Source organism: Actinosynnema sp. NPDC059797, assembly GCF_042732085.1.
Taxonomy (GTDB): domain Bacteria; phylum Actinomycetota; class Actinomycetes; order Mycobacteriales; family Pseudonocardiaceae; genus Actinosynnema.
In genome coordinates this window covers 26,269-49,424 of record NZ_JBHWIE010000032.1, presented here as the reverse complement: position 1 = coordinate 49,424, position 23,156 = coordinate 26,269, and the positions used below count along the sequence as shown (strand labels likewise).

31 protein-coding genes are annotated in these 23,156 nt (G+C 73.4%); 12 read left to right on the top strand and 19 right to left on the bottom strand.

What is annotated here, in order from left to right:
* Together ACFV4N_RS12095 and ACFV4N_RS12090 are read right to left on the bottom strand one after the other, a co-directional pair.
* Nucleotides 1–339, bottom strand: a 339-nt coding sequence (locus tag ACFV4N_RS12095) for a response regulator (protein ID WP_499672528.1), incomplete at its 3' end; no start/stop codon positions are given.
* The gene (locus ACFV4N_RS12090) at nucleotides 330–1,427 is read right to left on the bottom strand and encodes a sensor histidine kinase (RefSeq protein WP_499672527.1); all 1,098 of its coding nucleotides are present in this window, start codon (nucleotides 1,425–1,427) and stop codon (nucleotides 330–332) included. The genes ACFV4N_RS12095 and ACFV4N_RS12090, both read right to left, overlap by 10 nt.
* A 141-nt stretch (nucleotides 1,428–1,568) precedes the next feature.
* Here ACFV4N_RS12090 and ACFV4N_RS12085 point away from each other — a divergent pair, with 141 nt between their 5' ends.
* Entirely contained in the window at nucleotides 1,569–2,849 is a 1,281-nt protein-coding gene (locus ACFV4N_RS12085; RefSeq protein ID WP_499672526.1) for a styrene monooxygenase/indole monooxygenase family protein, read from the top strand.
* Here ACFV4N_RS12085 and ACFV4N_RS12080 read toward each other — a convergent pair.
* Nucleotides 2,815–3,855, bottom strand: coding sequence for an FAD-dependent oxidoreductase (locus ACFV4N_RS12080; protein WP_499672525.1), 1,041 nt, complete (start codon nucleotides 3,853–3,855; stop codon nucleotides 2,815–2,817). The two genes, ACFV4N_RS12085 and ACFV4N_RS12080, sit on opposite strands and share 35 nt — an antisense overlap.
* 107 nt (nucleotides 3,856–3,962) lie before the next feature.
* On the opposite strand from ACFV4N_RS12080, the gene ACFV4N_RS12075 reads away from it, so the two are divergent.
* The 3 genes from ACFV4N_RS12075 to bcp all read left to right on the top strand — a co-directional run bounded on the left by ACFV4N_RS12075 (nucleotide 3,963) and on the right by bcp (nucleotide 6,295).
* Nucleotides 3,963–4,988 (top strand): LLM class flavin-dependent oxidoreductase, encoded by a 1,026-nt coding sequence (locus tag ACFV4N_RS12075; RefSeq protein ID WP_499672524.1) that lies wholly within the window; start codon nucleotides 3,963–3,965, stop codon nucleotides 4,986–4,988.
* A 284-nt stretch (nucleotides 4,989–5,272) separates the two neighbouring features.
* Nucleotides 5,273–5,803, top strand: coding sequence for a hypothetical protein (locus ACFV4N_RS12070; protein WP_499672523.1), 531 nt, complete (start codon nucleotides 5,273–5,275; stop codon nucleotides 5,801–5,803).
* Nucleotides 5,804–5,821: 18 nt separating this feature from the next.
* Nucleotides 5,822–6,295: a thioredoxin-dependent thiol peroxidase gene (bcp, locus tag ACFV4N_RS12065; RefSeq protein ID WP_499672522.1), complete on the top strand. Its 474-nt coding sequence runs from the start codon at nucleotides 5,822–5,824 to the stop codon at nucleotides 6,293–6,295.
* A gap of 20 nt (nucleotides 6,296–6,315) precedes the next feature.
* Here bcp and rdgB read toward each other — a convergent pair whose 3' ends face one another.
* Both rdgB and rph read right to left on the bottom strand, forming a co-directional pair.
* Complete coding sequence (rdgB, locus tag ACFV4N_RS12060) at nucleotides 6,316–6,918, bottom strand: RdgB/HAM1 family non-canonical purine NTP pyrophosphatase (RefSeq protein WP_499672521.1); 603 nt, start codon at nucleotides 6,916–6,918, stop codon at nucleotides 6,316–6,318.
* Nucleotides 6,915–7,679, bottom strand: a complete 765-nt coding sequence (gene rph / locus ACFV4N_RS12055; RefSeq protein ID WP_499672520.1) for a ribonuclease PH — start codon at nucleotides 7,677–7,679, stop codon at nucleotides 6,915–6,917. Before rph ends, rdgB begins: the two co-directional genes overlap by 4 nt.
* Nucleotides 7,680–7,733: 54 nt before the next feature.
* Between rph and ACFV4N_RS12050 the strand changes: the two genes are divergently transcribed.
* The gene (locus tag ACFV4N_RS12050; RefSeq protein ID WP_499672519.1) at nucleotides 7,734–8,252 is read left to right on the top strand and encodes a DUF2231 domain-containing protein; all 519 of its coding nucleotides are present in this window, start codon (nucleotides 7,734–7,736) and stop codon (nucleotides 8,250–8,252) included.
* Here the strand turns inward: ACFV4N_RS12050 and ACFV4N_RS12045 are convergent.
* From ACFV4N_RS12045 to ACFV4N_RS12025, 5 genes are read right to left on the bottom strand one after another with little or no spacing between them, the layout of a single operon-like run.
* The gene (locus ACFV4N_RS12045; protein WP_499672518.1) at nucleotides 8,249–8,671 is read right to left on the bottom strand and encodes an OsmC family protein; all 423 of its coding nucleotides are present in this window, start codon (nucleotides 8,669–8,671) and stop codon (nucleotides 8,249–8,251) included. The genes ACFV4N_RS12050 and ACFV4N_RS12045 overlap by 4 nt on opposite strands.
* 10 nt (nucleotides 8,672–8,681) lie before the next feature.
* The gene (locus tag ACFV4N_RS12040) at nucleotides 8,682–9,185 is read right to left on the bottom strand and encodes a hemerythrin domain-containing protein (protein ID WP_499672517.1); all 504 of its coding nucleotides are present in this window, start codon (nucleotides 9,183–9,185) and stop codon (nucleotides 8,682–8,684) included.
* Nucleotides 9,175–9,987 (bottom strand): MBL fold metallo-hydrolase, encoded by an 813-nt coding sequence (locus ACFV4N_RS12035; protein WP_499672516.1) that lies wholly within the window; start codon nucleotides 9,985–9,987, stop codon nucleotides 9,175–9,177. Before ACFV4N_RS12035 ends, ACFV4N_RS12040 begins: the two co-directional genes overlap by 11 nt.
* 17 nt (nucleotides 9,988–10,004) lie before the next feature.
* Nucleotides 10,005–10,802 carry a glutamate racemase gene (gene murI, locus ACFV4N_RS12030; RefSeq protein ID WP_499672515.1) on the bottom strand — a complete coding sequence of 266 codons (798 nt, stop codon included), beginning with the start codon at nucleotides 10,800–10,802 and terminating at the stop codon, nucleotides 10,005–10,007.
* The gene (locus ACFV4N_RS12025) at nucleotides 10,799–11,428 is read right to left on the bottom strand and encodes a rhomboid family intramembrane serine protease (RefSeq protein WP_499672514.1); all 630 of its coding nucleotides are present in this window, start codon (nucleotides 11,426–11,428) and stop codon (nucleotides 10,799–10,801) included. Before ACFV4N_RS12025 ends, murI begins: the two co-directional genes overlap by 4 nt.
* Before the next feature lie 212 nt (nucleotides 11,429–11,640).
* Between ACFV4N_RS12025 and ACFV4N_RS12020 the strand changes: the two genes are divergently transcribed.
* The gene (locus ACFV4N_RS12020) at nucleotides 11,641–12,483 is read left to right on the top strand and encodes an SMP-30/gluconolactonase/LRE family protein (RefSeq protein ID WP_499672513.1); all 843 of its coding nucleotides are present in this window, start codon (nucleotides 11,641–11,643) and stop codon (nucleotides 12,481–12,483) included.
* 17 nt (nucleotides 12,484–12,500) lie between these two features.
* Here ACFV4N_RS12020 and ACFV4N_RS12015 read toward each other — a convergent pair whose 3' ends face one another.
* Complete coding sequence (locus tag ACFV4N_RS12015) at nucleotides 12,501–13,274, bottom strand: MBL fold metallo-hydrolase (RefSeq protein WP_499672512.1); 774 nt, start codon at nucleotides 13,272–13,274, stop codon at nucleotides 12,501–12,503.
* 181 nt (nucleotides 13,275–13,455) lie between these two features.
* Here ACFV4N_RS12015 and ACFV4N_RS12010 point away from each other — a divergent pair, with 181 nt between their 5' ends.
* The gene (locus tag ACFV4N_RS12010) at nucleotides 13,456–13,872 is read left to right on the top strand and encodes a CYTH domain-containing protein (RefSeq protein WP_499672511.1); all 417 of its coding nucleotides are present in this window, start codon (nucleotides 13,456–13,458) and stop codon (nucleotides 13,870–13,872) included.
* 32 nt (nucleotides 13,873–13,904) lie between these two features.
* Entirely contained in the window at nucleotides 13,905–14,576 is a 672-nt protein-coding gene (locus ACFV4N_RS12005) for a hypothetical protein (RefSeq protein WP_499672510.1), read from the top strand.
* Between the two features lie 63 nt (nucleotides 14,577–14,639).
* On the opposite strand, the gene ACFV4N_RS12000 is transcribed toward ACFV4N_RS12005, so the two are convergent.
* The gene (locus tag ACFV4N_RS12000) at nucleotides 14,640–15,050 is read right to left on the bottom strand and encodes a cytidine deaminase family protein (protein WP_499672509.1); all 411 of its coding nucleotides are present in this window, start codon (nucleotides 15,048–15,050) and stop codon (nucleotides 14,640–14,642) included.
* A gap of 174 nt (nucleotides 15,051–15,224) precedes the next feature.
* Here ACFV4N_RS12000 and ACFV4N_RS11995 point away from each other — a divergent pair, with 174 nt between their 5' ends.
* A complete protein-coding gene (locus tag ACFV4N_RS11995; RefSeq protein WP_499672508.1) occupies nucleotides 15,225–15,878 on the top strand; it encodes a polysaccharide deacetylase family protein in 654 nt (217 codons plus the stop codon).
* Entirely contained in the window at nucleotides 15,875–17,164 is a 1,290-nt protein-coding gene (locus ACFV4N_RS11990; RefSeq protein WP_499672507.1) for an extracellular catalytic domain type 1 short-chain-length polyhydroxyalkanoate depolymerase, read from the top strand. Before ACFV4N_RS11995 ends, ACFV4N_RS11990 begins: the two co-directional genes overlap by 4 nt.
* An 81-nt stretch (nucleotides 17,165–17,245) precedes the next feature.
* On the opposite strand, the gene ACFV4N_RS11985 is transcribed toward ACFV4N_RS11990, so the two are convergent.
* From ACFV4N_RS11985 to clpS, 7 genes are all read right to left on the bottom strand, one after another.
* On the bottom strand, nucleotides 17,246–18,196 hold the full coding sequence (locus ACFV4N_RS11985; protein WP_499672506.1) for a PLP-dependent cysteine synthase family protein: 951 nt from the start codon (nucleotides 18,194–18,196) through the stop codon (nucleotides 17,246–17,248).
* A 6-nt stretch (nucleotides 18,197–18,202) separates the two neighbouring features.
* The gene (locus ACFV4N_RS11980) at nucleotides 18,203–18,475 is read right to left on the bottom strand and encodes a MoaD/ThiS family protein (RefSeq protein ID WP_499672505.1); all 273 of its coding nucleotides are present in this window, start codon (nucleotides 18,473–18,475) and stop codon (nucleotides 18,203–18,205) included.
* Nucleotides 18,476–18,529: 54 nt separating this feature from the next.
* Nucleotides 18,530–18,985 (bottom strand): M67 family metallopeptidase, encoded by a 456-nt coding sequence (locus ACFV4N_RS11975; RefSeq protein WP_499672504.1) that lies wholly within the window; start codon nucleotides 18,983–18,985, stop codon nucleotides 18,530–18,532.
* A 9-nt stretch (nucleotides 18,986–18,994) separates the two neighbouring features.
* Nucleotides 18,995–19,594, bottom strand: a complete 600-nt coding sequence (locus tag ACFV4N_RS11970; RefSeq protein WP_499672503.1) for a DUF2231 domain-containing protein — start codon at nucleotides 19,592–19,594, stop codon at nucleotides 18,995–18,997.
* Between the two features lie 158 nt (nucleotides 19,595–19,752).
* Complete coding sequence (locus ACFV4N_RS11965; RefSeq protein WP_499672502.1) at nucleotides 19,753–20,325, bottom strand: P1 family peptidase; 573 nt, start codon at nucleotides 20,323–20,325, stop codon at nucleotides 19,753–19,755.
* Nucleotides 20,325–20,882 (bottom strand): DUF2017 domain-containing protein, encoded by a 558-nt coding sequence (locus ACFV4N_RS11960; RefSeq protein ID WP_499672501.1) that lies wholly within the window; start codon nucleotides 20,880–20,882, stop codon nucleotides 20,325–20,327. The genes ACFV4N_RS11965 and ACFV4N_RS11960 overlap by 1 nt, the downstream gene beginning before the upstream one ends.
* The gene (clpS, locus tag ACFV4N_RS11955) at nucleotides 20,879–21,178 is read right to left on the bottom strand and encodes an ATP-dependent Clp protease adapter ClpS (protein ID WP_499672500.1); all 300 of its coding nucleotides are present in this window, start codon (nucleotides 21,176–21,178) and stop codon (nucleotides 20,879–20,881) included. Before clpS ends, ACFV4N_RS11960 begins: the two co-directional genes overlap by 4 nt.
* Nucleotides 21,179–21,256: 78 nt before the next feature.
* On the opposite strand from clpS, the gene ACFV4N_RS11950 reads away from it, so the two are divergent.
* Together ACFV4N_RS11950 and ACFV4N_RS11945 are read left to right on the top strand one after the other, a co-directional pair.
* Entirely contained in the window at nucleotides 21,257–22,531 is a 1,275-nt protein-coding gene (locus ACFV4N_RS11950; RefSeq protein ID WP_499672499.1) for a nicotinate phosphoribosyltransferase, read from the top strand.
* Between the two features lie 14 nt (nucleotides 22,532–22,545).
* Complete coding sequence (locus ACFV4N_RS11945; protein ID WP_499672498.1) at nucleotides 22,546–23,115, top strand: isochorismatase family protein; 570 nt, start codon at nucleotides 22,546–22,548, stop codon at nucleotides 23,113–23,115.
* Nucleotides 23,116–23,156 lie beyond the last annotated feature (41 nt).

Below are 23,156 nucleotides of genomic sequence, written 5' to 3'. Positions count from 1 at the left end.
CACCTGGACCACCCGGTCCTTGAGCAGGTAGCCCACGCCGTCGGCGTGCCCGGTGAGCAGGTCGACGGCGTAGCGCTGCTCGACGTACTGCGACAGCACCAGCACGCCGACGCCGGGGAAGCGCCCGCGGATCTCCAGCGCCGCCCTCATGCCCTCGTCGGTGTTCGTGGGCGGCATCCGCACGTCGGTCACCACCACGTCCGGGAGGTGCGCGGCCACGGCGTCGACCAGCGCCGCCGCGTCGCCGACCGCGGCCACCACCTCGTGGCCCTCCTCCGCCAGCAGCCGCACCAGGCCCTCGCGCAGCAGCGTCGAGTCCTCGGCCAGGATCACGCGCACGCGGCGCCCTCCCGCGCCGGCACGCCCAGCGGGATCCGGGCGGTGACCACCGTGGGGCCGCCGACCGGGCTGCTGACCTCGAACTCGCCGTCCAGCGCGAGCACCCGCCGGGACAGGCCGGACAGCCCGCCGCCCGCCGGGTCCGCGCCGCCGGCGCCGTCGTCGGAGACCGCGACGCGCACCGCGCCGCCGGCGCCCGGGAGGTCCGCGGGGGTGATGTCCACGTCGATCATGGTCGCACCCGAGTGCTTGGCCGCGTTCGTCACCGCCTCGCACACCACGAAGTACACGGCGGTCTCCACCCCCGGCGGCGCGTCCGGCGGCGCGCAGCGCAGCCGCACCGGGATGGGCGAGCGGTCCGCCACGGCCTCCAGCGCCTCCGCCAGGCCGAGCGAGTCCAGCGCGGCCGGGTAGACCCGCCAGGCCACCTCGCGCAGGTCCTCCAGCACGTGCCTCGACTCCTCGTGCGCCTGGGCCAGCAGGTCCGCCGCCGCGCCGGGGTTGCGGCGGGCGCGGCCGAGCAGCACGCCCAGGGCGACCAGCCGCTGCTGCACGCCGTCGTGCAGGTCGCGCTCGATGCGGCGGCGCTCGGCGTCCACCGCGGCCACGATGCCCGCCCGGCTCGCGGCCAGCTCGTCGATCCGCCGGCGCAGCAGCTCGGCCTCGCCCGGCCCCAGCCACCGGTCCGCGACCTTCCGCTCCAGCGCGACCACGCCGAGGATGCCCTGGACCTCCAGGTAGAGCAGCACCACGCCGACCAGGGCGCTCAGGGCGAACTCGGGCCAGTCCTCGGTGAGGTCCAGCCCGCCCCCGGGACCGCCCAGGACCCCGCCGACCAGCCGCTGGAGCACCGCGAACCCCTGGTACAGGCCGTAGTACAGCCAGGCGACCACGACCCCGCCGAACAGGCCGACCGGCGCGCGCACTGCGAGGTACCGAACCGACCGCTCCCCGGTCGGCTCGGCCGTGTCGATCCCGAAGGACCACCGGAGGCGCCGCCGCTCCCATTCGGCGACGGTGGGCGCGGCCGGCCGGACGAACGCCACGACCAGCAGGTTCACCACCGCGGTGAGGAATCCGAGTGACAAACCGGCAACAAAACGCAACCCCCTGTGCACTTTTAACAGGCTAGTAGACCCGAACGTGCTATGGCGCCACCCGGGGCGGGCCGCCGAGGATGTCTCAACGTGCCCTCTATCGCCGTCGTTGGTGCAGGTCAGGCCGGTCTTGTGCTCTCCGCCGCAATGCTGCGGGCCGGGTGGCGGGTGTCGCTGTACTCCGACCGGACGGCCGAGGACCTCCTCGCCGACCGCGGTCGCCCCACGGCCTGCCTGTTCGGGGACCAGGTGGAGTACGAGGCGGAGCTGGGCCTCGACTTCTGGCCGGAGGCGCCCCGGATGCGGCGCATCCACCTCGACCTGTGCACCGACGACCGGGGCGTGGCCTTCGCCGTGGACGCGCCGCTGCGCAAGCCCGGCCTCGCCGTCGACCAGCGGCTGAAGTTCTCGCGCGGCCTCCGGGAGGTGTGCGGGCGCGGCGCGTCGGTGGCGGTCGGCGCGGTGACCGAGGCCGACCTGGAGGACCTGGCCGCGTCGCACGACCTGGTCGTGGTCACCGCCGGCAACCGCTCGTTGGCCTCGCTGTTCGAGCCCGACCCGGCCCGGTGCGTGCACACCGCGCCGCAGCGGAGGCTGTTCATGATCAACATCCACGGGTACGACCTGGAGGCCCGGCCCGAGCACCGGGAGGGCGTGTTCTCGTTCCTGCCGGGGACCGTGGAGGTGTTCTGGGTCCCGTTCCACGACAAGGACGTGGGCGAGTCGCGCAGCGTCGTGCTGGAGGCCGCGCCGGGCGGCCGGGCGGACCGGTTCCGCGGCGTCACCACGGCCGACGAGGGGCTGGCCGCGCTCAAGGGCCTGGTGGACGAGCTGCTGCCGCACGAGTCGGCGTTCCTGCGGCCCGCCCGGCCGACCAGCCCGGTCACCTGGATCAAGGGCGAGGTCCTGCCGGTGGTGCGCAGACCCGTGGGCGTGCTGCCGTCCGGGCGGCACGTGCTGGGCCTGGGCGACGCGGTGGTGCTCAACGACCCGCTGACCGGGCAGGGCGCCAACAACGCCACCCGCATGGCGCGGTTCTTCGCCGAGGAGCTGGCCGCGTTCGACGGCCCGTACACCGCGGCCTGGCTGACCGGGCGGTTCGACGAGTGGTGGGAGCGCGGGCGCTACGCGAGCGAGTTCACCAACAAGATGCTGGCGCCGCTGACCGCCGCGCAGAAGGAGCTGATCCTCGCCGCGTCCCGCCACCCCGGGATCGCCGAGCGGCTGTGGGAGGGCTTCAACGACCCGTCGTCGCTGTCGCCGTGGTTCTTCGACGGCGACGCGACCCGCGAGTTCCTGGCCCGGTGGGACGTCGGCCGGCTGGACGTGCTGCGGTACAAGCTGGCGGTGGCGGCCCGGGTGGTCGGGCAGAAGCTGGTCAGGCGGCCCGTGGGCGGGCCAGTGACGACCTGAGCTCCTTCGCCGCGGCCCGTCCCGCCCGCGAGGCGCCGACCGTGCTGGCGGACGGCCCGTAGCCGACCAGGTGCACGCGCGGGTCCGCCACGACCCGCGTGCCCTCCAGCCGGATGCCGCCGCCCGGGTCGCGCAGGCGCAGCGGGGCGAGGTGGTCCAGGGCGGCGCGGAAGCCCGTGGCCCACAGGATCGCGTCGGCGCGCTGCCGGCTGCCGTCGGCCCAGACCACGCCGTCCTCGGTGATCCGCTCGAACGCCGGCCGCCGGTGGAGCACGCCGGTCCGCAGGCCCTCGCGGACGGCCGGGGTCAGGCTCAGGCCGGTCACGCTGACCACGCTGCGCGGCGGCAGGCCCAGCCGGACGCGGCGCTCGACCTCCGCCACGGCGGCGCGGCCCAGGTCGGGGGTGAACGGCTCGTCGGAGAACTCGGGCTCGCGGCGGGTGACCCAGGTGGTGCCCGCGGCGTGCCGGGCGATCTCCAGCAACTGCTGGACCGCCGACGTGCCGCCGCCCACCACGACCACGTGCCGCCCGGCGAACTCCTCCGGGCCCCGGTACTGCGACGAGTGCAGCTGCCGGCCCCGGAACAGCTCCTGGCCGGGGTAGCGGGGCCAGAACGGGCGCGTCCACGTGCCGGTGGCGTTGACCAGGGCCCGCGCGTCGAACGCGCCGCGGTCGGTCTCGACGCGCAGCAGGCCGCCGAGGTCGCGCACGACGCGCACGCGGACCGGCCGCAGCACGTCCAGGCCGTTGCGGCGCTCGAAGTCGGCGAAGTAGGCGGGCAGCACCTCGTTGGCGGGCGCGTCCGGGTCGGGTTCGGCGAAGGGCGCGCCGGGCAGGTCGTGGATGCCGTGCACGGTGGCCATGCGCAGGGACGGCCAGCGGTGCCGCCACGCGCCGCCGGGGCCGTCCTCGGCGTCGAGGACGCGGTGGTCCAGGCCGGCCCGCTTGAGGAAGTAAGCGGCGGACAGACCCGCTTGACCGGCGCCGATGACCACCACGTCCATGTCCACGGGAACGCCCGGCGCGCCGCGCCGCTTCCCCGGCGGCCGGTCGTGCCGGTCACACCCCTCCCGCGGGAAGGCAGCGGGGCCCCGAGGCGTTGTTCCGGGGTATGAGCCTCCGTGACGTGCCGCTGTCCGTCCTCGACCTGGCCCCGATCACCACCGCCGGGGACGCGAGCACCGCCTTCGCCCACACCCGCGAGCTGGCGCGGCACGTCGAACGGCTCGGCTACACCCGGTTCTGGCTGGCCGAGCACCACAACATGCCGGGCATCGCCAGCTCGTCGCCCGCGGTCCTGATCGGCCACGTCGCCGACGCCACGACCACGCTGCGGGTCGGCTCGGGCGGCGTGATGCTGCCGAACCACCCGCCGATGGTGGTGGCCGAGCAGTTCGGCACGCTGTCCGCCCTGCACCCCGGCCGCATCGACCTGGGCATCGGCCGCGCGCCCGGCACCGACCAGCGGACCGCCCAGGCGCTGCGCCGCACCGCCGGGCCGCTGTCCGTCGACGACTTCCCGCAGCAGCTCGCCGAGCTGACCGGCTACTTCGACGGCACCGAGCCGCTGAACGCGGTGCCCGCCGAGGGCAACAAGCCCGACGTGTTCCTGCTGGGCTCCAGCGGCTACAGCGCCCAGGTCGCGGCCCTGCACGGGCTGCCGTTCGCGTTCGCCCACCACTTCAGCGCGCAGAACACGCTGCCCGCGCTGGCCCTGTACCGCGACCGGTTCCGGCCGTCGGCGCGGCTGTCCGAGCCGTACGCGATCGTCTGCGCCTCCGTGCTGGTCGCGGACACCGACGAGCGCGCCGAGTACCTGGCGATGCCCGGTTCGCTGGCGTTCCTCAACCTGCGCCGCGGTCAGCCGGGCCGGATGCCGACCAACGAGGAGGCCGCCGCCTACCCCTACAGCGACCTGGAGCTGCTGTTCATCGAGGAGCGGCGCGCCGAGCAGGTGCTGGGCTCGCCGGGGACCGTGCGGGCGCAGCTGGAGCGGCTGCTCGCCGACACCGCGGCCGACGAGCTGATGGTGACCACGATGGTCGCCGAGCAGCCGGACCGCCTCCGGTCGTACGAACTCCTGGCCGACCTCTTCCAGCGTTCATCCGAACGGGTGAAGACTGAAGTAGAGGTGTAGCGGTTCGCCAACGGACCGCGATGATCGGTGTGAGCGCGCACGCCCCCCGACGCGCTCTCCAACTTCCGGGCGGTCCTCCGCCCGGGGCTCGGCCGCCGCCGACCCGCGTGGGTGCCACCCGGTGTGGTGCCGCCCACGCGGGCAGCCGTGCGCCATCACGGCTTGGCCACAGGCCGGCACCAGGTGCGCTTCAAGGCCCTCTTTCGGCCCCCGCGCGCCCCTCTACCCGTCATCGTGGTGGGCAGTCGCAGCAAGCCCACCGCCGGGGCGGGAAGGGGAGGTTCGTGAAGTTCGCCAGACTGGCCGTCGGCGCATGCCTGGGCTTGGCCGTGGCGGGGTGCGCGGACCACGGCGGCCTCGACACCGGGGCCCCGGTCCCCTCCGCGGTGGCCGAACAGGGCCCCGAGGGGTCCGGCCAAGGAGCCACCGAGTTCGGCACGCAGCGCGTCTGGGCCGGCGGCATGGCCGTCACGGTGTCGCGGCCGACCTCGCTCAAGCCCAGCGACACCTCGTTCCCCGAGTCGCCGCGCACCGCCGTGTTCACGCTCACCCTGGTGAACGACACCGAGGAGGTCTACCGCACCGGCGGGCTCGCGGTGCGGGCCGAGGTCGCGGGCCGGCCGGTGGCCGAGGTGCGCGACTCGGTGCAGGGCCTCAACGGCATCGCGGCCGCCGTCAGCGAGGTCGCCCCCGGCGACGAGACCGTGCTGACCGTGGCGTTCGCCGTGCCCGAGAACCCGGTGCGGCTGCGGCTGGTGGTCGAGCCGAACGGGACCGGGCAGGAACCGAGCGCCACGTTCGAGGGCACGGCCTGACCTGTAGCGTCTGCGCCCATGACCGAGCAGAAGCGACTGTCCCCCGGCGACCAGGCCCCGGCGTTCACGCTGCCCGACGGCGAGGGGAAGCCCGTGTCGCTGTCCGACTACCTCGGCCGCTCCGTGGTCGTCTACTTCTACCCGGCCGCGGGCACGCCGGGGTGCACCAAGCAGGCGTGCGACTTCCGCGACAGCATCGGAGACCTGGCGTCCTCCGGCTACGACGTGGTCGGCATCTCGCCGGACAAGCCGGAGAAGCTGGCCAAGTTCGCCGCCGCCGAGGGCCTGAACTTCCCGCTGCTGTCCGACGTCGACCGCGAGGTGCTCACCGCGTGGGGCGCGTACGGGGAGAAGCAGAACTACGGCCGGACCGTCATGGGCGTGATCCGGTCCACCTTCCTGGTCGACCCCGAGGGGAAGGTCAAGAAGGCCATGTACAACGTCCGCGCCACCGGGCACGTGGCCAAGCTGCTGCGCGAGCTGCCCGCCTGACCACGCCCGGCCCGCCGGGGTCAGCCCTGGGCCAGCGCCCGCAGGTGCGGCAGCAGTTGGCGCAGCGCGCGACCCCGGTGGGACAGCGCGTCCTTCTCCTCCGGCGACAGCTCGGCCGACGTCACGTCGTGGCCCTCCGGGCGGAAGACCGGGTCGTAGCCGAAGCCGTTCCCACCGCGCGGCTCGCGGGTGATCGAGCCCCGCCACTCGCCGCGCACCACGACCTCCTCGTCGGCCGACACGAACGCCGCCGCGCACACGAACGCGCCGCCGCGGCGCTCGTCCGGCACGTCGCGCAACTGGCCGAGCACCAGCTCCGTGTTGGCGAGGTCGTCGCCGTGCCTGCCGGACCAGCGCGCCGACAGCACGCCCGGCATCCCGTTGAGCGCGTCGACCGCGATGCCCGAGTCGTCCGCGACCGACGGCAGGCCGGTGGCGCGGAACGCGTCCCGCGCCTTGGCCAGGGCGTTGCCCTCGAACGTCGGCTCGGTCTCCGGCGCCTCGGGGAACTCCGGCACGTCGCCGAGGCCGACGACCTCGATGCCCTCCAGCCCCTCGGCCAGCAGGATGCGGCGCAGCTCGCCGAGCTTCTTCTCGTTGCGGGAGGCCAGCAGCAGCTTCACTTCTTCTTCGCCTTCGGCTCGGGCAGCACGCCGGGGTAGGGCAGGGCCAGCGCCTCCGCCTGGAGGCGGTTCAGCTCCGCGCACCCGGCCAGCGCCACGTCCAGCATCTTGTCCAGCGTCGAGCGCGCGAACGTGGCGCCCTCGCCGGTGCCCTGGACCTCGATCAGGGTGCCCGCGTCGGTGGCCACCACGTTCATGTCGACCTCGGCCCGCGAGTCCTCCTCGTACGGCAGGTCCAGCCGCACGCGGCCGTCCACCACGCCCACCGACACCGCCGACACCGCGCACGACAGCGGCTGCGGGTCGGCCAGCCGGCCGGCGGCGGACAGCCAGGTCACGGCGTCGGCCAGGGCGACGTACGCGCCGGTGATGGCGGCGGTGCGGGTGCCGCCGTCCGCCTGGATCACGTCGCAGTCGATGACGATCGTGTTCTCGCCCAGCGCGGCCAGGTCGATGCAGGCGCGCAGGGCGCGGCCGATCAGGCGGCTGATCTCGTGCGTGCGACCGCCGATGCGGCCCTTGACCGACTCCCGGTCGCCGCGGGTGTGCGTCGCCGAGGGCAGCATCGCGTACTCGGCGGTCACCCAGCCCAGCCCCGAGCCGGACCGCCAGCGCGGCACGCCCTCGGTCACGCTGGCCGCGCACAGCACCCGGGTGTTGCCGAACTCGATCAGCACCGACCCGGCGGGCCACTGCTGGAAGCCGCGGGTGATCCGGATGTCGCGCAGCACGTCGTCGTTCCTGCCATCGCTCCTCAGCACGGCACTACCCTATTGCGCTGAACCCGGGGACGGCCCACCGGCGTAGGGAGAGGCATGGCACTCGCGAACGACCTGGTCACGATCTTCGACCTCCCCGCGCACCCGCTGCTGGTCCACGCGGTCGTGGTGCTGCTCCCGCTGGCCGCCGCGGGCGCGGTCGGCCTGGCCGTGGTGCCGCGCTGGCGGCGGCGCTACACGTGGCCGCTGCTCGGCGTGACGGTGGCGGGCGTCGGCTCCGTCCCGCTGGCGCAGTGGTCCGGCGACCAGCTCTACACGCGGTTCGCCGACCTGGGTAATCCCCTGATCGAGCGGCACGCGTCGCTGGGCAACGACCTGCTGCCGTTCGCGCTGGGCTTCGGCGTGGCGGTGGTGGCGCTGCTGGTCGCGGGGCGGCTGGCCGACCGCGAGGGCGCGGCGGCGGCCGACGACGCGAACGTGCCCCGGACGTGGCGGCGGATCTCCGCGGTGGTGGCGGTGCTGGTGATCGCGGCGGGCGCGGCGGCGACCGTGCAGGTGGTCCGCATCGGCCACAGCGGCTCGACGGCCGTGTGGGACGGCATCGGCGCGAGCTAGGGGGTCCCGGAGCCGGTGTTCCCGGGCAGGACCAGCGGCGTCGGCGGCGCCTTCTTCAGGGTGCGGGTGACCGTGCACAGCTGCTCGACCGCCCGGCGCACGACCTGCTCCAGCGCCGCCAACTGCTCGTCGTCCAGTCCCGAGGTGTCGTAGTCGAGGGTGACCGGCACCGCGTCCAGCTCGTGCGCGCCCCCGGGCCGCACGTCGTCCGCGCGCGCCACCAGCCGCCCCTCGCCGACCCGGCGGGTGACCAGCGTCTCCGCGGTCACCGCCGCGCAGCCGGCCGCCGCGGCGAGCAGCAGCTCGACGGGCGAGAAGGAACCCTCCGCGCCCGCGCGGCCGACGCGCACCGAGGCGCCCCGGTCGTTCTCCGCCACGAAGTCGTGCTGACCGACCCGGCGCACCTCGACGTTCGACACCCGACCGACGTTAGTCGATCCGGTCCTTGGTGTCGGCCGCGATCTTGCGGACGTACGAGATGTCGCCGCAGTCCTCGTCCAGGCGGTCCTGCTTGATCTCCAGGAAGAGCCTGCCCAGCTCCTCGCGGCGCGAGTCGGCCACCTGCTCGCGGGCGTCGTTGAGGATGGTGCGCTCCTCCTCGTCCACGTGGTGGTTGAGCGCCTCGACCAGCTCCTCGAGCTTGCTCTCCCACTCCTCGGACTCGGTGTCGCCGACCTCCATCAGCGCGAGCAGCGCCTGGTGGCCCTCGGCGTGCTCCTCGGCGCCGTGGTCGACCTCGTCGTTGTCGACCTCCTTGTAGCGCTTGAGGGCCGGGTAGACCTCGGACTCCTCGGCCTCGGCGTGGGCCACGAGCAGCGCGGCCAGCTCCCCGAGCAGCGCGGTCCGGTCGGAGTTCCGGTCGCGCAGTTGGCGGAACAGTTCCTCGAACCTGCGGTGGTCTTCGAGGATCAGTTCGACGACGTCAGTTGCCATGGCCGCCGATTACCCGCGCCACCGGCTCGTCAACCGCGTAGGTGTCGCCCGCGGCGACGAGGTCCACGGGGCCGCGGAACCGGCCGCGCGCCTCGGCCAGCACGGCGCCCTTGTCGGTCCACGGGGCCACGTGGGTGAGCAGCAGGCGGCCGACGCCCGCGGCCGCCGCGAGGTCGCCCGCCTGCACGCCGGACAGGTGGTGCCCCGCCGGCCGGTCGTCGGCGTGGGTCCAGGTCGCCTCGGACAGCAGCACGTCCACGCCGTCGGCCAGGGTCCGCAGCGCGTCGCACGGCCCGCTGTCGCCGGTGTAGGCGAGGGTCGCGGTCCCGGTGGCGATGCGGAACCCGTACGCCTCGGTGGGGTGGTCGACGAGGACCGGGGTGATCTCGAACGGGCCGACGCGGAACGGGACGCCGTCGGCGAGGGCGTGGAACTCGAAGACGTCCGACAGGTCCGCGGTGAGCAGCTCCTCGGCCGTCTCCGCGTAGGCGCGGGCGAACCGGTCGGCGCTCTCGGACGGCCCGTGCACGGGCAGGCGGCGTTCGGCCGTGTCGTAGGGCGGGTCGGTGTGGTAGCGGCGGATCACGGTGAGGGTGGTGAAATCGCTGCAGTGGTCCGGGTGCAGGTGGGAGAACAGCAGCGCGTCCATCGAGAACGGGTCGTGGCGCGCTTGGAGCGCGGCGAGCACGCCACTGCCCAGCTCGATCGCGAGCCGGCAGCCGTCCGCCTCGACGAGGTAGCCGGATGCGGGGCCGTCCGGTCCCGGCAGGCTGCCCGAGCAGCCCAGGATGGTCAACAGCACCCGGCGAGCGTGCCGGCTCAGCAGTGGGTGCGGAAGGACGCGTTTTCCAACTGGGGCAGGAATCGCCGGGCGAGCTTGGCGAACGCGCCCACGTCGCCGGTGCACGAGAAGACCTGGTCGGGCGCACCCGTGCGGAACAGGTCCCGCTCGGTCAGCACCCGCACCACGTCCTTGACGGTCTCCTCGGCGCTGGAGACCAACGTCACGTCGTCGCCCATGACGAGCTGGACCACGCCGGTGAGCAGCGGGTAGTGCGTGCAGCCGAGGACCACGGTGTCGACCTCGGCGCGCTGGAGGGGTTCCAGGTATGCCTGGGCGAGGCCGAGGACCTGGCGGCCGGAGGTGATGCCGCGCTCGACGAAGTCCACGAACCGGTGGCAGGGCACGGCGGTGACCTCGACGCCGCGCGCGGCGGCGAACGCGTCCTGGTAGGCGCCGGAGGTGACGGTGCCCCGGGTGCCGATGACGCCGATCCGGCCGGTGCGGGTGGTGGCGACCGCGCGGCGCACGGCGGGCAGCACGACCTCGACCACCGGGACGTCGTAGCGCTCGCGGGCATCCCGCAGGCAGGCGGAGGACGCCGTGTTGCAGGCGATGACCAGCATCTTCGCCCCGTCGGCCACGAGCCGGTCGGCGATCTTCAGGGCGTGCTCGCGGACGCGGGCGATGGGTTGCGGGCCGTAGGGGGCGTTGGCGGTGTCCCCGACGTACCTGATCCGCTCCTCCGGCAACTGGTCCATGATCGCCCTGGCGACGGTCAGGCCCCCGACGCCGGAGTCGAAGATCCCGATGGGCGAGTCGGCGCTTGGCGTCACGCCCCGAGGTTAACCCTGGCGTCGCGGGCCACGCCCCAGGCCGCGAGCACGCCGCCGAGCGCGCCGAACAGGTGACCCTCCCACGAGATGCCGGGCTGGCCGGGCAGCACGCCCCACAGCGCGGTGCCGTAGAGGGCGAAGACGACCAGGGCCACCACGACCTGCCACGGGCTGCGCGCGAACAGGCCGCGCACCAGCAGGAACGCCAGGAAGCCGAACACCAGGCCGGACGCGCCGATGTGGCTGCCGGCGGAGCCGACCACCCAGGTGCCGAGCCCGCCGACGAGCCAGATGACGGCGGTGACCTGGAGGAACTGCTTGATCCCGCCCGAGGTGGCCAGGAAGCCCAGGACGAGCAGCGGCACGGCGTTGCCGGTCAGGTGGGCCCAGTCGGCGTGCAGGTAGGGGTACCAGAGGATGTTGTCCCACTCGGAGAAGTCGCGCGGGATCACGCCGTCGTCGTCGAGCCGCCCGCCCAGCACCACGTCCACGGCCTCGACCGCGTACAGGAACCCGACGAACCCCAGCACCACCGCGGCGGACAACAACGGGTTGGGCGGGATCACCCTCTTGACCAACGGCACGGCCCTCTTCCCACCCGCCCCGCCGTACCCCACCTCAGCCACCCCACCAATCTACGCGCGCCCCACCACCCCCGCGTGTCCTCCACTCCGACACCGCGTGTCCTCCACTCCGGTCGCGCGTGTCCTCCACCCCGACACCGCGAGTCGCGCACTCGGCGCCCGGAAGTGCTGTCCGAGTGGTGGGTTCACGGTGTCGGAGTGGAGGACACGCGATGCTTGAGTGGAGGACACGCGGGGGGACGTAGGGTGGGGGCGTGATCGAGGTGGCGGTGCGGGCCGAGGCGGCCTTAGGCGAGGCGCCCACGTGGGACCACGCGAGCGGGACGTTGCTGTGGGTGGACGTGCTCGCCAGCGAGGTGCACCGCTACAGCCCCGGGCGGGGCGACGACGCCGTGCTGGAGGTGCCGCAGCACGTGGGCGCGGCCAAGCCGCGGACCAGGGGCGGGCTGGTGCTCAACCTGCGCGACGGGATCGCGCTGCTGGACCGGGACGGCACCAAGACGTGGCTGGTCTACTGGGCCCGCGACGGGGTGCGCGGGAACGACGCCGCGGTCGACCCGGCCGGGCGGCTGTGGGCGGGCACCATGCGCTACGACGAGGAGCCCGACGGCTGGCTCGCGCGCGTCGAGCCCAACGGCGACGCCAAGGTCGTCCTGGACAAGCTCGGCGTCAGCAACGGCATCGGCTGGAGCCCTGACGCCACCCTCATGTACCACATCGACTCGGCCGAGCGCCGCGTCGACGTGCTCGACTTCGACCGCGACACCGGCGAGGCCGTCAACCGCCGCCCGCTCGTCGAGGTCCACCGCGGCCTGCCGGACGGGCTCACCGTGGACTCCTCCGGCGCGGTCTGGGTGGCCCTGTGGGGCGGGGCGGCCGTCCACCGCTACACCCCGGACGGCGTGCTGGACCTCGAACTCGAACTGCCGGTCGGCCAGCCCACCGCGTGCTGCTTCGGCGGTCCCGACTTCACCGACCTGTACGTCACCAGCGCCCGCACCGGGCTGTCCGGCGACGCCCTGAGCGAGCTGGCGGGCTCCGTCCTGGTGCTGCCCGGGGTCGGCGAGGGGCTGCCGTCCACCGCCTTCTCCGGGTAATCAGCCGGGTAGGGCGTTCAGCCGATCTCGTACAGCTCGCCGGGGGCGGCCAGGACCACCGGGCCGTCGAACTCGGTCACCGCGTCGGCCAGCACGCCGTCGCGGTCCGACCACGGCAGCACGTGGGTCAGCACCAGCCGGCCCACCCCCGCGGCCGCCGCCACCGCGCCCGCCTCCCGGCCGCTCATGTGCAGGTAGTCGGCCCGGCCGGCCTGCTCCCGCCACGCCGAGTCGGCCAGCAGCAGGTCCGCGCCGCGCGCCAGGTCCACCAGCTCGGGGCACGGCACCGTGTCGCCGGAGAACACCAGCGACGCGCCGCCGTGCGTCAGGCGGAACGCGTACGCCTCGCAGATGTGCCGCATCGCGGCCACCTCGACCTCCACCGGCCCCACCCGGTACGAGCCGGGCGCAAGTGGCACGAAGTCGAACGCGTCCTCCAGCCTCAGCCCGGCCAGCTCGGCGCGGCTCGCGGCGTGCGCGGCGGCCAGCCGGGACGGCGCGTGCGACGGCGCGAGCACGGGCAGCCTGCGCTCGGTCACGTCGTACGGCGGCTCCGGGTGGTGGCGCCGGTGCACGGTGAGCGCGCTGAAGTCCGCGCAGTGGTCGAGGTGCAGGTGCGAGAGCAGGACGGCGTCGAGGTCGAACGGGTCGCAGTGCCGCATCAGCGCGCCGAAGACGCCGCTGCCCAGCTCCATCACGATCCGGGCCCCGCCCGCCTCCACCAGGTACCCGGAGGTGGGCAGACCGGGACCGGGTGCGCTGCCCGCACACCCGAGCACCCTCAATTGCATGGCGGAACGATAGCAGCCCGCTGTCTGCAAAAATGCGGAAAGACCGGGGCGAGAAGCTGCCAATATCAGTGGCGCACGGGTTCACTCGAATGCATCAGCGGGGGTGCGGGTGGCGGTCGAGATCGAGCGCAAGTTCCTCCTCGGCGCGGAACCCGATTGGCCCCCGGCACAGCGTGGGTCGATGCGGCGGATCGAGTTCGAACAGGCTTATCTACGGGTTACCGAAGCCGAGGAGAAGCGCATCAGGCGCCGGGTCTCGGCCGGTCGGGTGAGCTACGAGTACGCCCGGTTGACCCCGGCGCGCAACGGGGTGCGGACGGTCGACGAGGTCGAGATCGAGAGCTCGGAGTACAACCGGCTCATGGCGGGCCGCGACGGGTCGCGGCACGTCATCCGCAAGACCCGCACCGAGTTCCGGTGGGCCGGTCGGGTGTACGAGGTGGACCACATCACCGATCCGGGCAGCCGGGCGTGCTGGTTGCTGGAGGTGCAGGTGGCGCGGCCCGACGACGTGGTGGCGATACCGCGGTTCCTGCCGGTGGTGCGCGAGGTGACCGCCGAACCGGCTTATCGCAACGCCCTGATCGCGTTGGGCTGAACGGCGGCGGCGTTCGAGGACGGCGGTAATTCATGGAACTGCGCGACATCTCGGCGTTCGTGGCCGAGTACCGGTCGGGGAACGACTTCGCGCTGGTCGATTGCCTGCGCCGGGTGGCGGCGCCGGAATTCCTGCGACCGCTGCTCGCCCGGGGCGCGGAGGGGGACGTGCCCGATCGCGCGTACCGCCACCCGAACGGCTTCTTGAAGATCGTGCTGCTGGCTGATCCGGAATTCCAGCTGAGGCTGCACGTGTGGCGCCCGACGCCCGAATACCCGCCGCCGGCGGAGAACGTGCACAACCACCGGTGGGATTTCGCGGCGGCGGTGCTCGCGGGCGGTTACCGGTTCCAGGAGTACGTGCACGACGCGCGGGGCGACGACTTCCTCGGCTTCCGCTACGGCGGTCACGTCGGCACCTCGTCCTACGCCCTCACCCCCACCGGCGACGCCCGCCTGAAGTGCGTGTTCGACGTGGACCTGGGCCCCGGCAGCACCTACCTGCTGGACTCCGAGGTGCTGCACCGCGTGGTCGGCCCGACCGACCGGACGACCGTGTCGCTGGTCCTCCAGGGCCCGCACAAGCACGCGCCGGTCGAGGTGTACGCGAGGGAGCCGCTGAAGTCCGGCGACGAGATCACCCTCGACCCGCTGCCGCGCGAGCAGGTGGCGGGCGAACTGGCCCGGGTGCTCGACCTGCTGTGACCGACGCGCCGTGACCGCGCCCGCTGCGACCGCCCCCGCTGCGACCGCCCCGCCGCGACCCCGCTAGCCCTCGTGGCGGCGCTGCTCCAGGGCCGCGAGGTGCTCGGTCCAGCGGTAGGCGCGCGGCAGCAGGTCGACCACGGCCACCGCCTCGTCCTCGGCCACCAGCACGCGGACCCCGGGCATCAGGTCGGACAGCACCTGGCGGCACCGGCCGCACGGGACGACCACGCCCGTCGCGTCCACGGCCACCAGCGACTCCAGCTCGTAGGCGCCCCCGGCCGCCGCCGCGCCGATGACCACCAGCTCCGCGCACGGGCCGCCCGCGAAGTGGAAGACGTTGAGGCCGGTGAACACGCGGCCGTCCGGCGCGAGACCGGCGGCGGCCACGTTGTGGTGCCGCCACCGGGTGCGGGCGCGCGCCGTCCGCAGGGCCGTCGCCAGCAGGTCCCGTTCCGACTCGATCGGCAGCACGCGGGCGAGCTTACGAAAGTTTCCCCCCGACGATTAAGCGGCCGAATGGGTGTTTTGCCTGTTGCCGCAGCTCATTAGGCCATTTGAGATCCGCAACTTCCACGAAACTCATTGTCCGAACACCGGGAGCAGTCACATAGTGACCACATCCTTACACCGTTTTGAGGAGCAACGATGCTCTGGAGAACCCTCCTCGCCGCCACGCTCATGGTGGTCGCGCTTCCGGTCACCACGTCCACGGCGCAGGCCGCACCGTGCAACGGTTACGTCGCGCTGACCTACGACGACGGCCCTAACGGTCAGTACACCCGCCCCCTGGTCAGCGCGCTGCGCTCGGCGGGCGCGCGGGCGACGTTCTTCGACATCGGCCGGAACGTGCAGCAGCAGCCCGGCCTGGCCCGCGAGGTCGCCTCGGCGGGCATGTGGATCGGCAACCACTCCTGGTCGCACCCGTACCTGACGAACCTGGGCGCGTCCCAGGTGGCGACCGAGCTGTCCAACACCCAGAACGCGATCCGCAACGCCACCGGCCAGGCGCCGACGCTGTTCCGGCCGCCGTACGGCGCGACGAACGCGACCGTGCAGAACGAGGCCCGCAAGCTCGGCCTGACCCAGGTCACCTGGTCGGTCGACACCCAGGACTGGAACGGCGCCTCCACCGACGCCATCGTGCGCGCGGCCACCGGCGCCAACGCGGGCGGGATCGTGCTCATGCACGCCGCCTACCAGGCGACCGTGAACGCGGTGCCGCGCATCGTGCAGGGCCTGGCGGCCAAGGGCCTGTGCCCCGGCCGGATCAACACCAGCGGGCAGGTGGTCGCCCCGTGAGGAAGGCGCTCGTCGCGCTGGTCACCTCGGTGACCGCGGTGGCGGCGTTCGCGCTCGCGCTCGTCGCCTCGCCGCAGCCGGCCTCGGCCGCGTCGTTGACCGAGGTCACCGGCTTCGGCTCGAACCCGAGCAACCTGCGGATGCACCTGTACGTGCCCGACCGGACGCAGGCCCGGCCGCCGGTGCTGCTCGCCGTGCACTACTGCACGGGCACCGGGCAGGCGTTCTACTCCGGCACGGAGTTCGCGAGGCTGGCCGACCAGTACGGGTTCATCGTCATCTACCCGACCGCGACCCGCTCCGGCGGCTGCTACGACGTGTCCTCGCCGCAGGCGCTGCGCCGCGACGGCGGCAGCGACCCGGTGGGCCTGGTCTCGATGGTCCGCCACGTGCTCCAGCGCTACAACGGCGACGCGAGCCGCGTGTTCGTCACCGGCGTCTCGTCCGGCGCGATGACCACGAACGTGATGCTGGCCAACTACCCCGACGTGTTCGCGGCGGGCGCGGCGTTCGCGGGCGTGCCCGCGAGCTGCTTCGCCACCACCGACGGCTCGTCGTGGAACAGCGCGTGCGCCAACGGCCAGGTGAACAAGACGCCGCAGCAGTGGGGCGACCTGGTGCGCGGCGCCTACCCGGGCTACAGCGGCGCCCGGCCGCGGGTGCAGGTCTGGCACGGCACCGCGGACGACACGCTGCGCTACCCGAACTTCGCCGAGCAGGTCGAGCAGTGGACCGACGTCCACGGGCTGTCGACCACGCCGACCTCGACGGACTCGCCGCAGTCCGGCTGGACGCGCACGCGCTACGGCGACAAGGTCGAGGCGATCTCGATGCAGGGCACGGGGCACAACGTGCTGGGCGCCGGCATGGCGCTGCGCGCCATCCAGTTCTTCGGCCTCGACCGGGGCGGCCCCACGAGCACGACCACCACCACGACCACGACGACCACCACCGGTGACCAGCCGGTCGGCGCGTGCCGGGTCTCCTACACCGTCAACGCGTGGAACACCGGGCTCACCGCGTCCATCACCATCACCAACACCGGCACGACCGCGGTCAACGGCTGGCAGCTCGCGTTCACCCTGCCGAGCGGCCAGACCGTCACCGGCGGCTGGGGCGCGACCTGGTCGCCGACCAGCGGTGCGGTGACCGGCCGCAACGTCGCCTACAACGCCGCCATCGCCCCGAACGGGTCGATCGGCGTCGGCCTCCAGGCCACGCACGGCGGCAACACCGGCAAACCCACCTCGTTCACCCTGAACGGGGCGGCCTGCGCCGTCGCCTGACCCGGAGAACGCCGAGAGGGCCCCGCGCGGGTTCGCGCGGGGCCCTCCTCGTCACGGCGTCAGGCCGGGGGTGTCGGGGCGTCAGGCCCAGAGGTGGCCGTCGAGGCGCTCGGCGGCCTCGTCCAGGGTGCCCGCGTACGCGCCCGTGGACAGGTACTTCCAGCCCGCGTCGGCCACGACGAACGCCACGTCCGCGGTCTCGCCCTTCGTGACCGCCTTCTCCGCCACGGCCAGCGCCGCGTGCAGGATCGCGCCGGTGGAGATGCCCGCGAAGATGCCCTCCACCTCCAGCAGCTGCCGGGTGCGGCGCAGCGCGTCGTACGAGCCGACCGAGTAGCGGCCGGTCAGCACGTTCGCGTCGTACAGCTCCGGCACGAAGCCCTCGTCGAGGTTGCGCAGGCCGTAGACCAGCTCGCCGTACCGCGGCTCGGCGGCGACGACCTGCACATCCGGCTTGTGCTCGCGCAGGTACCGGCCGACGCCGACCAGCGTGCCCGTGGTGCCGAGGCCCGCGACGAAGTGCGTGATCGTCGGCAGGTCCTTGAGCAGCTCGGGCCCGGTGCCGCGGTAGTGCGCGGCGGCGTTGGCCGGGTTGCCGTACTGGTAGAGCATGACCCAGTCGGGGTGCGCCTTGGCCAGTTCCTTGGCCTGCGCCACCGCCTGGTTGGAGCCGCCCGCGGCGGGCGAGAACACGATCCGCGCGCCGTACGCCTGGAGGAGCTGGCGGCGCTCGGTGGAGGTGTTCTCCGGCATCACGCACACCAGGCCGTAGCCCTTGAGCTTGGCGGCCATGGCCAGGGCGATGCCGGTGTTGCCCGATGTCGGCTCCAGGATCGTGCAGCCCGGGGTCAGCACGCCGGTCCGCTCGGCCTCCTCGATCATCGCCAGCGCCGGGCGGTCCTTGATCGAGCCGGTCGGGTTGCGGTCCTCCAGCTTCGCCCACAGCCGCACGTCCTTCGACGGCGACAGCCGGGGCAGGCCCACCAGGGGCGTGCCGCCGACCGCGTCGAGCAGCGATTCGTACCGGGCCACGGCGGATCAGCCGCCCGCGACGGCCGGCAGGATCGTGACGGTGTCGCCGTCCTTCACCGCGGCGTCGAGGCCGCCCGCGAAGCGCACGTCCTCGTCGTTGACGTAGACGTTGACGAAGCGGTGCAGCGAGCCCTCCTTGACCAGGCGCTGCTTGAGGCCGCCGTGGTTGTTCTCCAGGTCGTCGATCACCTCGGCGAGCGTGCTCCCCGACGCCTCGACGGACTTCTGCCCGCCGGTGTGCGTGCGCAGGATCGTGGGGATGGAGACGGTGACGGCCATGCTGGAACCTCCGGGGAACCGGGTTGGGTGAAGAGGGGTGAGACGCGCGGCTGCTCAGGGACAGTCGGGCGTGTCGTCGGCGCCGGTGTGCGAGAACATGTACGACTCGACGACCTCGACCGGCTCCTCGGTCACCACACCGTCCACGATCCGGTACGAGCGCAGCTCGTGCTCCTCGGGATCACGGGTGGAGATGAGCACGTAGTGCGCCTGCGGTTCGCTCGCGTAGGAGATGTCCGTGCGCGACGGGTACGCCTCCGTCGCGGTGTGCGAGTGGTAGACGACGACGGTTTCCTCGTCGTTCGCGCTCATCTCCCGGTGGACGCGCAGCTGCTCCATGGAGTCGAAGCGGTAGAAGGTCGGCGAGCGCTCGGCGTTGTCCATCGCGACGAAGCGCTCCGGGCGGTCGGAGCCCTCGGGGCCCGCGATGATCCCGCATGCTTCGTCGGGGTGGTCACGACGGGCGTGCGCCACCATCGCGTCGACGAGGTCACGGCGAATCACCAGCACACCTTCATCCTACGGGGTGGCGGAAGGTGTCCCGCCTCGTGAGAAGGCCCACTCCGCGCCCTGTTCGAGGGCGCCCGGTTCGTCCGCCATCGGCTCGCGCCCGACCCCCGCGCCCTGGGCGTAGGACAGATGGCCGCCCAGGAAGCCGCCCGCGCCGACCGCCACCAGCCCGATCGCGGACACGACCCGCGCCACCACGCCGAAGCCGTGGCCGCGCAGCCGGAAGGACGTGAGGTAGCAGGCGGTGGCGGTCGCGTTGGCCGCGAGGTGCACGAACGCGGTCCGCCGCTGCCGCTCGTCCAGCGTGGTGTACTCGGCGAGCCCGGTCGCGATGGCGGCGGGCGCCGAGGCCAGCCCCAACCCGATCAGCGCCCGCGCGGCCCGGCCCTCACCCGGCAGCACGTCCAGCACGTTCGACGCGGCGAACATCCCGACCGGCAGCAGCACCACCGCCGGGTGCGCGGGGTGGCCGAGCGGACGCCCGCGCAGCAGGTCGGTGACCCGGTGCCGCCGCAGGGCGGGCGGGATCACCTCCGCCAGCGCACCGGCCGCCTTGTCCAGCGCGGGACTCGACTCAACCCACCTGAGCAGCTTCTTCACACCCGACATGGCGACCGGGTACCCCAACCACCCGCCCCTCACCCGCGTGTCCTCCGCTCAGACACCGCGTGTCCTCCACCCAGGCATCGCGTGTCCTCCGCTCAGGCATCGCGTGTCCTCCGCTCAGGCATCGCGTGTCCTCCGCTCAGGCATCGCGTGTCCTCCGGTCAGGCACCGCGAGCCGCGCGTTCGAGCGCGCCCGCCGCCCGCGTGCACAGGTCGTCCAGCGCAACCCCCGTCGGCACGCCCGTGGCCAGCGCGAACACCGTCGCCGGCACCTCCACCCCGGCCCGAGCGAACCCGTCCTGCGCCGACATCGCGACCCTTCGGCACTGCGCCTTCGCCAGTTCGGCCTCGACCACGACGAGCCCCACCGCGGTCTCGCCCACGAGCGCCAGCGCCTCCACCGGCTCGTCGACGGCCGCCTCGCAGGCCGCACCGCCGTCGCCAGCCGCGACCAGCCCCAACGCCGCCGCCGCGGGCACGATCGGCACGACCTCGTGCGGCCGCGACCCCACCGGGAACCCGTGCCCGCGCGCCGCCAGCCACCGCACGACCCCGTCCACCGCCGCCAGCCCGCCGGACGCGAGCACGACCGCGTGCACCCGCTGCACCAGCGCCGACGGGTCCAGCAGGTCGAGTTCGCGGGTGCCGACCGGCGCGCCGCGCACGTCCACCCCGGCCACCGCGCCGGCGGGCGTCAGCACCACCACGACCCCGGCGGCACGCCCGACCAGCATCAGTCCATGACCGCTTCGACGAGCGTCTCCTGGACCCACGTCAGCCACTGGTAAACACCCAGGTGAGGCGACCTCGGGTCGTCCGGCGGCAGCTCCTCGGGCATGTCCTCCTGCACGTCCAGCGCCGTCCCCAGGGCCAGCCGCACGTCGTTCAGCGACGCCAGCCACGCCTCGGCCTGCTCCACCCGCAGCCGCACCTCGCCGCCGTCCGGCGGGCACGTCTCCAGCACCACCTCGGCCGCACCGGTCTTCTGGTCCAGCAGCTCGGGCTCGTGCAGCGACCGCAGCGCGTTGGCCGAGTCCACCTCGGCCGGGTCCGGCGCGTCGGGGTCCAGCCGGTGGAAGTCGGGCAGCAGCCGGCCCAGGATCGGGTCGTCCGGCGGCGTCGACGGCCCCGTCCGGATGCCGGTCAGCTGGGCCAGCTCGTCCTGCGGCGCCTCCTCGGCGCGGGCGAGGAGCATGTCCTGGACCTGGCTCACCAGGCCGCGCACCACCGCGGCCTCCTGCCGGTCGAACCGGCCGAGCACGAGATCACCCTTCCGGGTCCACTTCTTCACGACGAACGCTGCATGGTCGCCCAGAGCCCGGCCGCGTGCAGCTTGGCCACGTCGGCCTCCACCTTGTCCTTCGTCCCCGACGACACGATCGCCCTGCCCTTGTGGTGCACGTCCAGCATCAACTTCGTCGCGTGGTCACGGCTGTAGCCGAAGAGCTTCTGGAACACGTACGTCACGTAGGACATCAGGTTGACCGGGTCGTTCCAGACCAGCGTCTGCCAGGGGCGGTCCTCGGTGCGGACCTCCTCCTCCACCGGGTCGGCCTGCGTCCGTTCCTGTTCGACGGGCGTGGTCATACCGCCAATGGTGTCATGTTCCGCTTGGTGGTGGAGACCACAGGTGTCCCCGGTCGGGCGGCTTTAGGCTCTCTTCCCATGTCGACGTCCCTGTTCACCGACCACTACGAGCTGACGATGCTCGCCGCGGCCCTGCGCGACGGCACCGCGGACCGACCGTGCGTCTTCGAGGTCTTCGCCCGGCGGTTGCCCGAGGGCAGGCGGTACGGCGTGGTCGCGGGCACGGGCAGGCTGCTCGACGCGATCGCGTCCTTCACGTTCTCGGCGGAGGACCTGGAGCTGCTGGAACGCACGAACGTGGTCGACCGGGCCACGCTCGACTGGCTCGCGGACTACCGGTTCACCGGCGACGTGGACGGCTACCCCGAGGGCGAGCTGTACTTCCCGGGCTCGCCGATCCTGTCCGTGCGCGCGCCGTTCGGGGTGGGCGTGGTGCTGGAGACGCTGGCCCTGTCGATCCTGAACCACGACTCGGCGATCGCGTCCGCCGCCGCCCGCATGGTGAGCGCGGCCAACGGCCGGCAGATGATCGAGATGGGGTCGCGCCGCACGCACGAGGAGGCGGCGGTGGCGGCGGCGCGGGCCGCGTACCTGGCCGGGTTCACCGCCACGTCCAACCTGGAGGCGGCCCGGCGGCACGGCATCCCGACCGCCGGGACGTGCGCGCACGCGTTCACGCTGCTGCACGACACCGAGGAGGAGGCGTTCCGCAGCCAGGTCGAGGCGCTGGGCGTGGGCACGACCCTGCTGGTGGACACCTACGACATCACCAACGGCATCGACACCGCAGTGCGGGTCGCCGGGACGTCCCTGGGCGCGGTGCGGATCGACTCCGGCGACCTGGGCGTGCTGGCGCGGCAGGCCCGGGACCAGCTCGACTCGCTGGGCGCGCGGAACACGCGGATCGTGGTGTCCGGAGACCTGGACGAGTACGCGATCGCGATGCTGCGGGCGGAGCCGGTGGACGCGTACGGCGTGGGCACGTCCGTGGTGACGGGGTCGGGCGCGCCGACCGCGGGCATGGTCTACAAGCTGGTCGAGGTGGACGGGCGGCCGGTGGCCAAGCGCAGTTCGCACAAGGAGTCCCGCGGTGGGCGCAAGAGCGCGCTGCGGCGGCACAAGGAGACCGGGACGGCGCTGGAGGAGGTCGTGTTCCCGCACTCGGCGGACGTGGAGCCGGGCGAGCACGACCGGCTGCTGGCCGTGCCGCTGATCCGGGGTGGACGGCGGGTGGACGGGCCGGACACCCTGGCCGAGAGCCGGGAACGGCTGCGCGCCGCGCTGGTGACCGTGCCGTGGGAGGGCCTGAAGCTGTCCCGCGGTGAACCCGCTGTTCCGACGACGTTCCTGTGAAGGAGGCCGATTCCATGGGCAAGGCGCTGGTCGTGGTGGACGTGCAGAACGACTTCTGCGAGGGCGGTTCCCTCGCGGTCGCGGGTGGGGCGGCGGTGGCGGCGGCGATCTCGGCGCACGTGGCGGCCGGGTCGTACGACCACGTCGTGGCGACGCGCGACTACCACGTGGACCCTGGCGGGCACTTCAGCTCGGAGCCGGATTTCGTGGACTCGTGGCCGGTGCACTGCGTGGCGGGGACGGCCGGGGCGTCGTTCCACCCGGAGCTGGACGTGACGGCGGTGGAGGCGGTGTTCTCCAAGGGCGAGTACGCGGCGGCCTACTCGGGGTTCGAGGGCACGTCGGGCGGCGGTGAGCAGCTGGTGGACTGGCTGCGGGCGCGTGGCGTGAAGGAGGTGGACGTGGTGGGGATCGCCACGGACCACTGCGTGCGGGCGACGGCGCTGGACGCGGCTCGGGCGGGGTTCCGGACCACCGTGCTGCTGGACCTGACGGCGGGGGTGGCGCGGGCGACGGTGGACACCGCGTTGGCGGCGCTGGACGAGGCCGGGGTGGCGCTGTCGGGCACGCCGCGCGTGGGGTGAGCGGTCGGCTCGCGGTGCCCGAACGGACGACTCGCGATGCC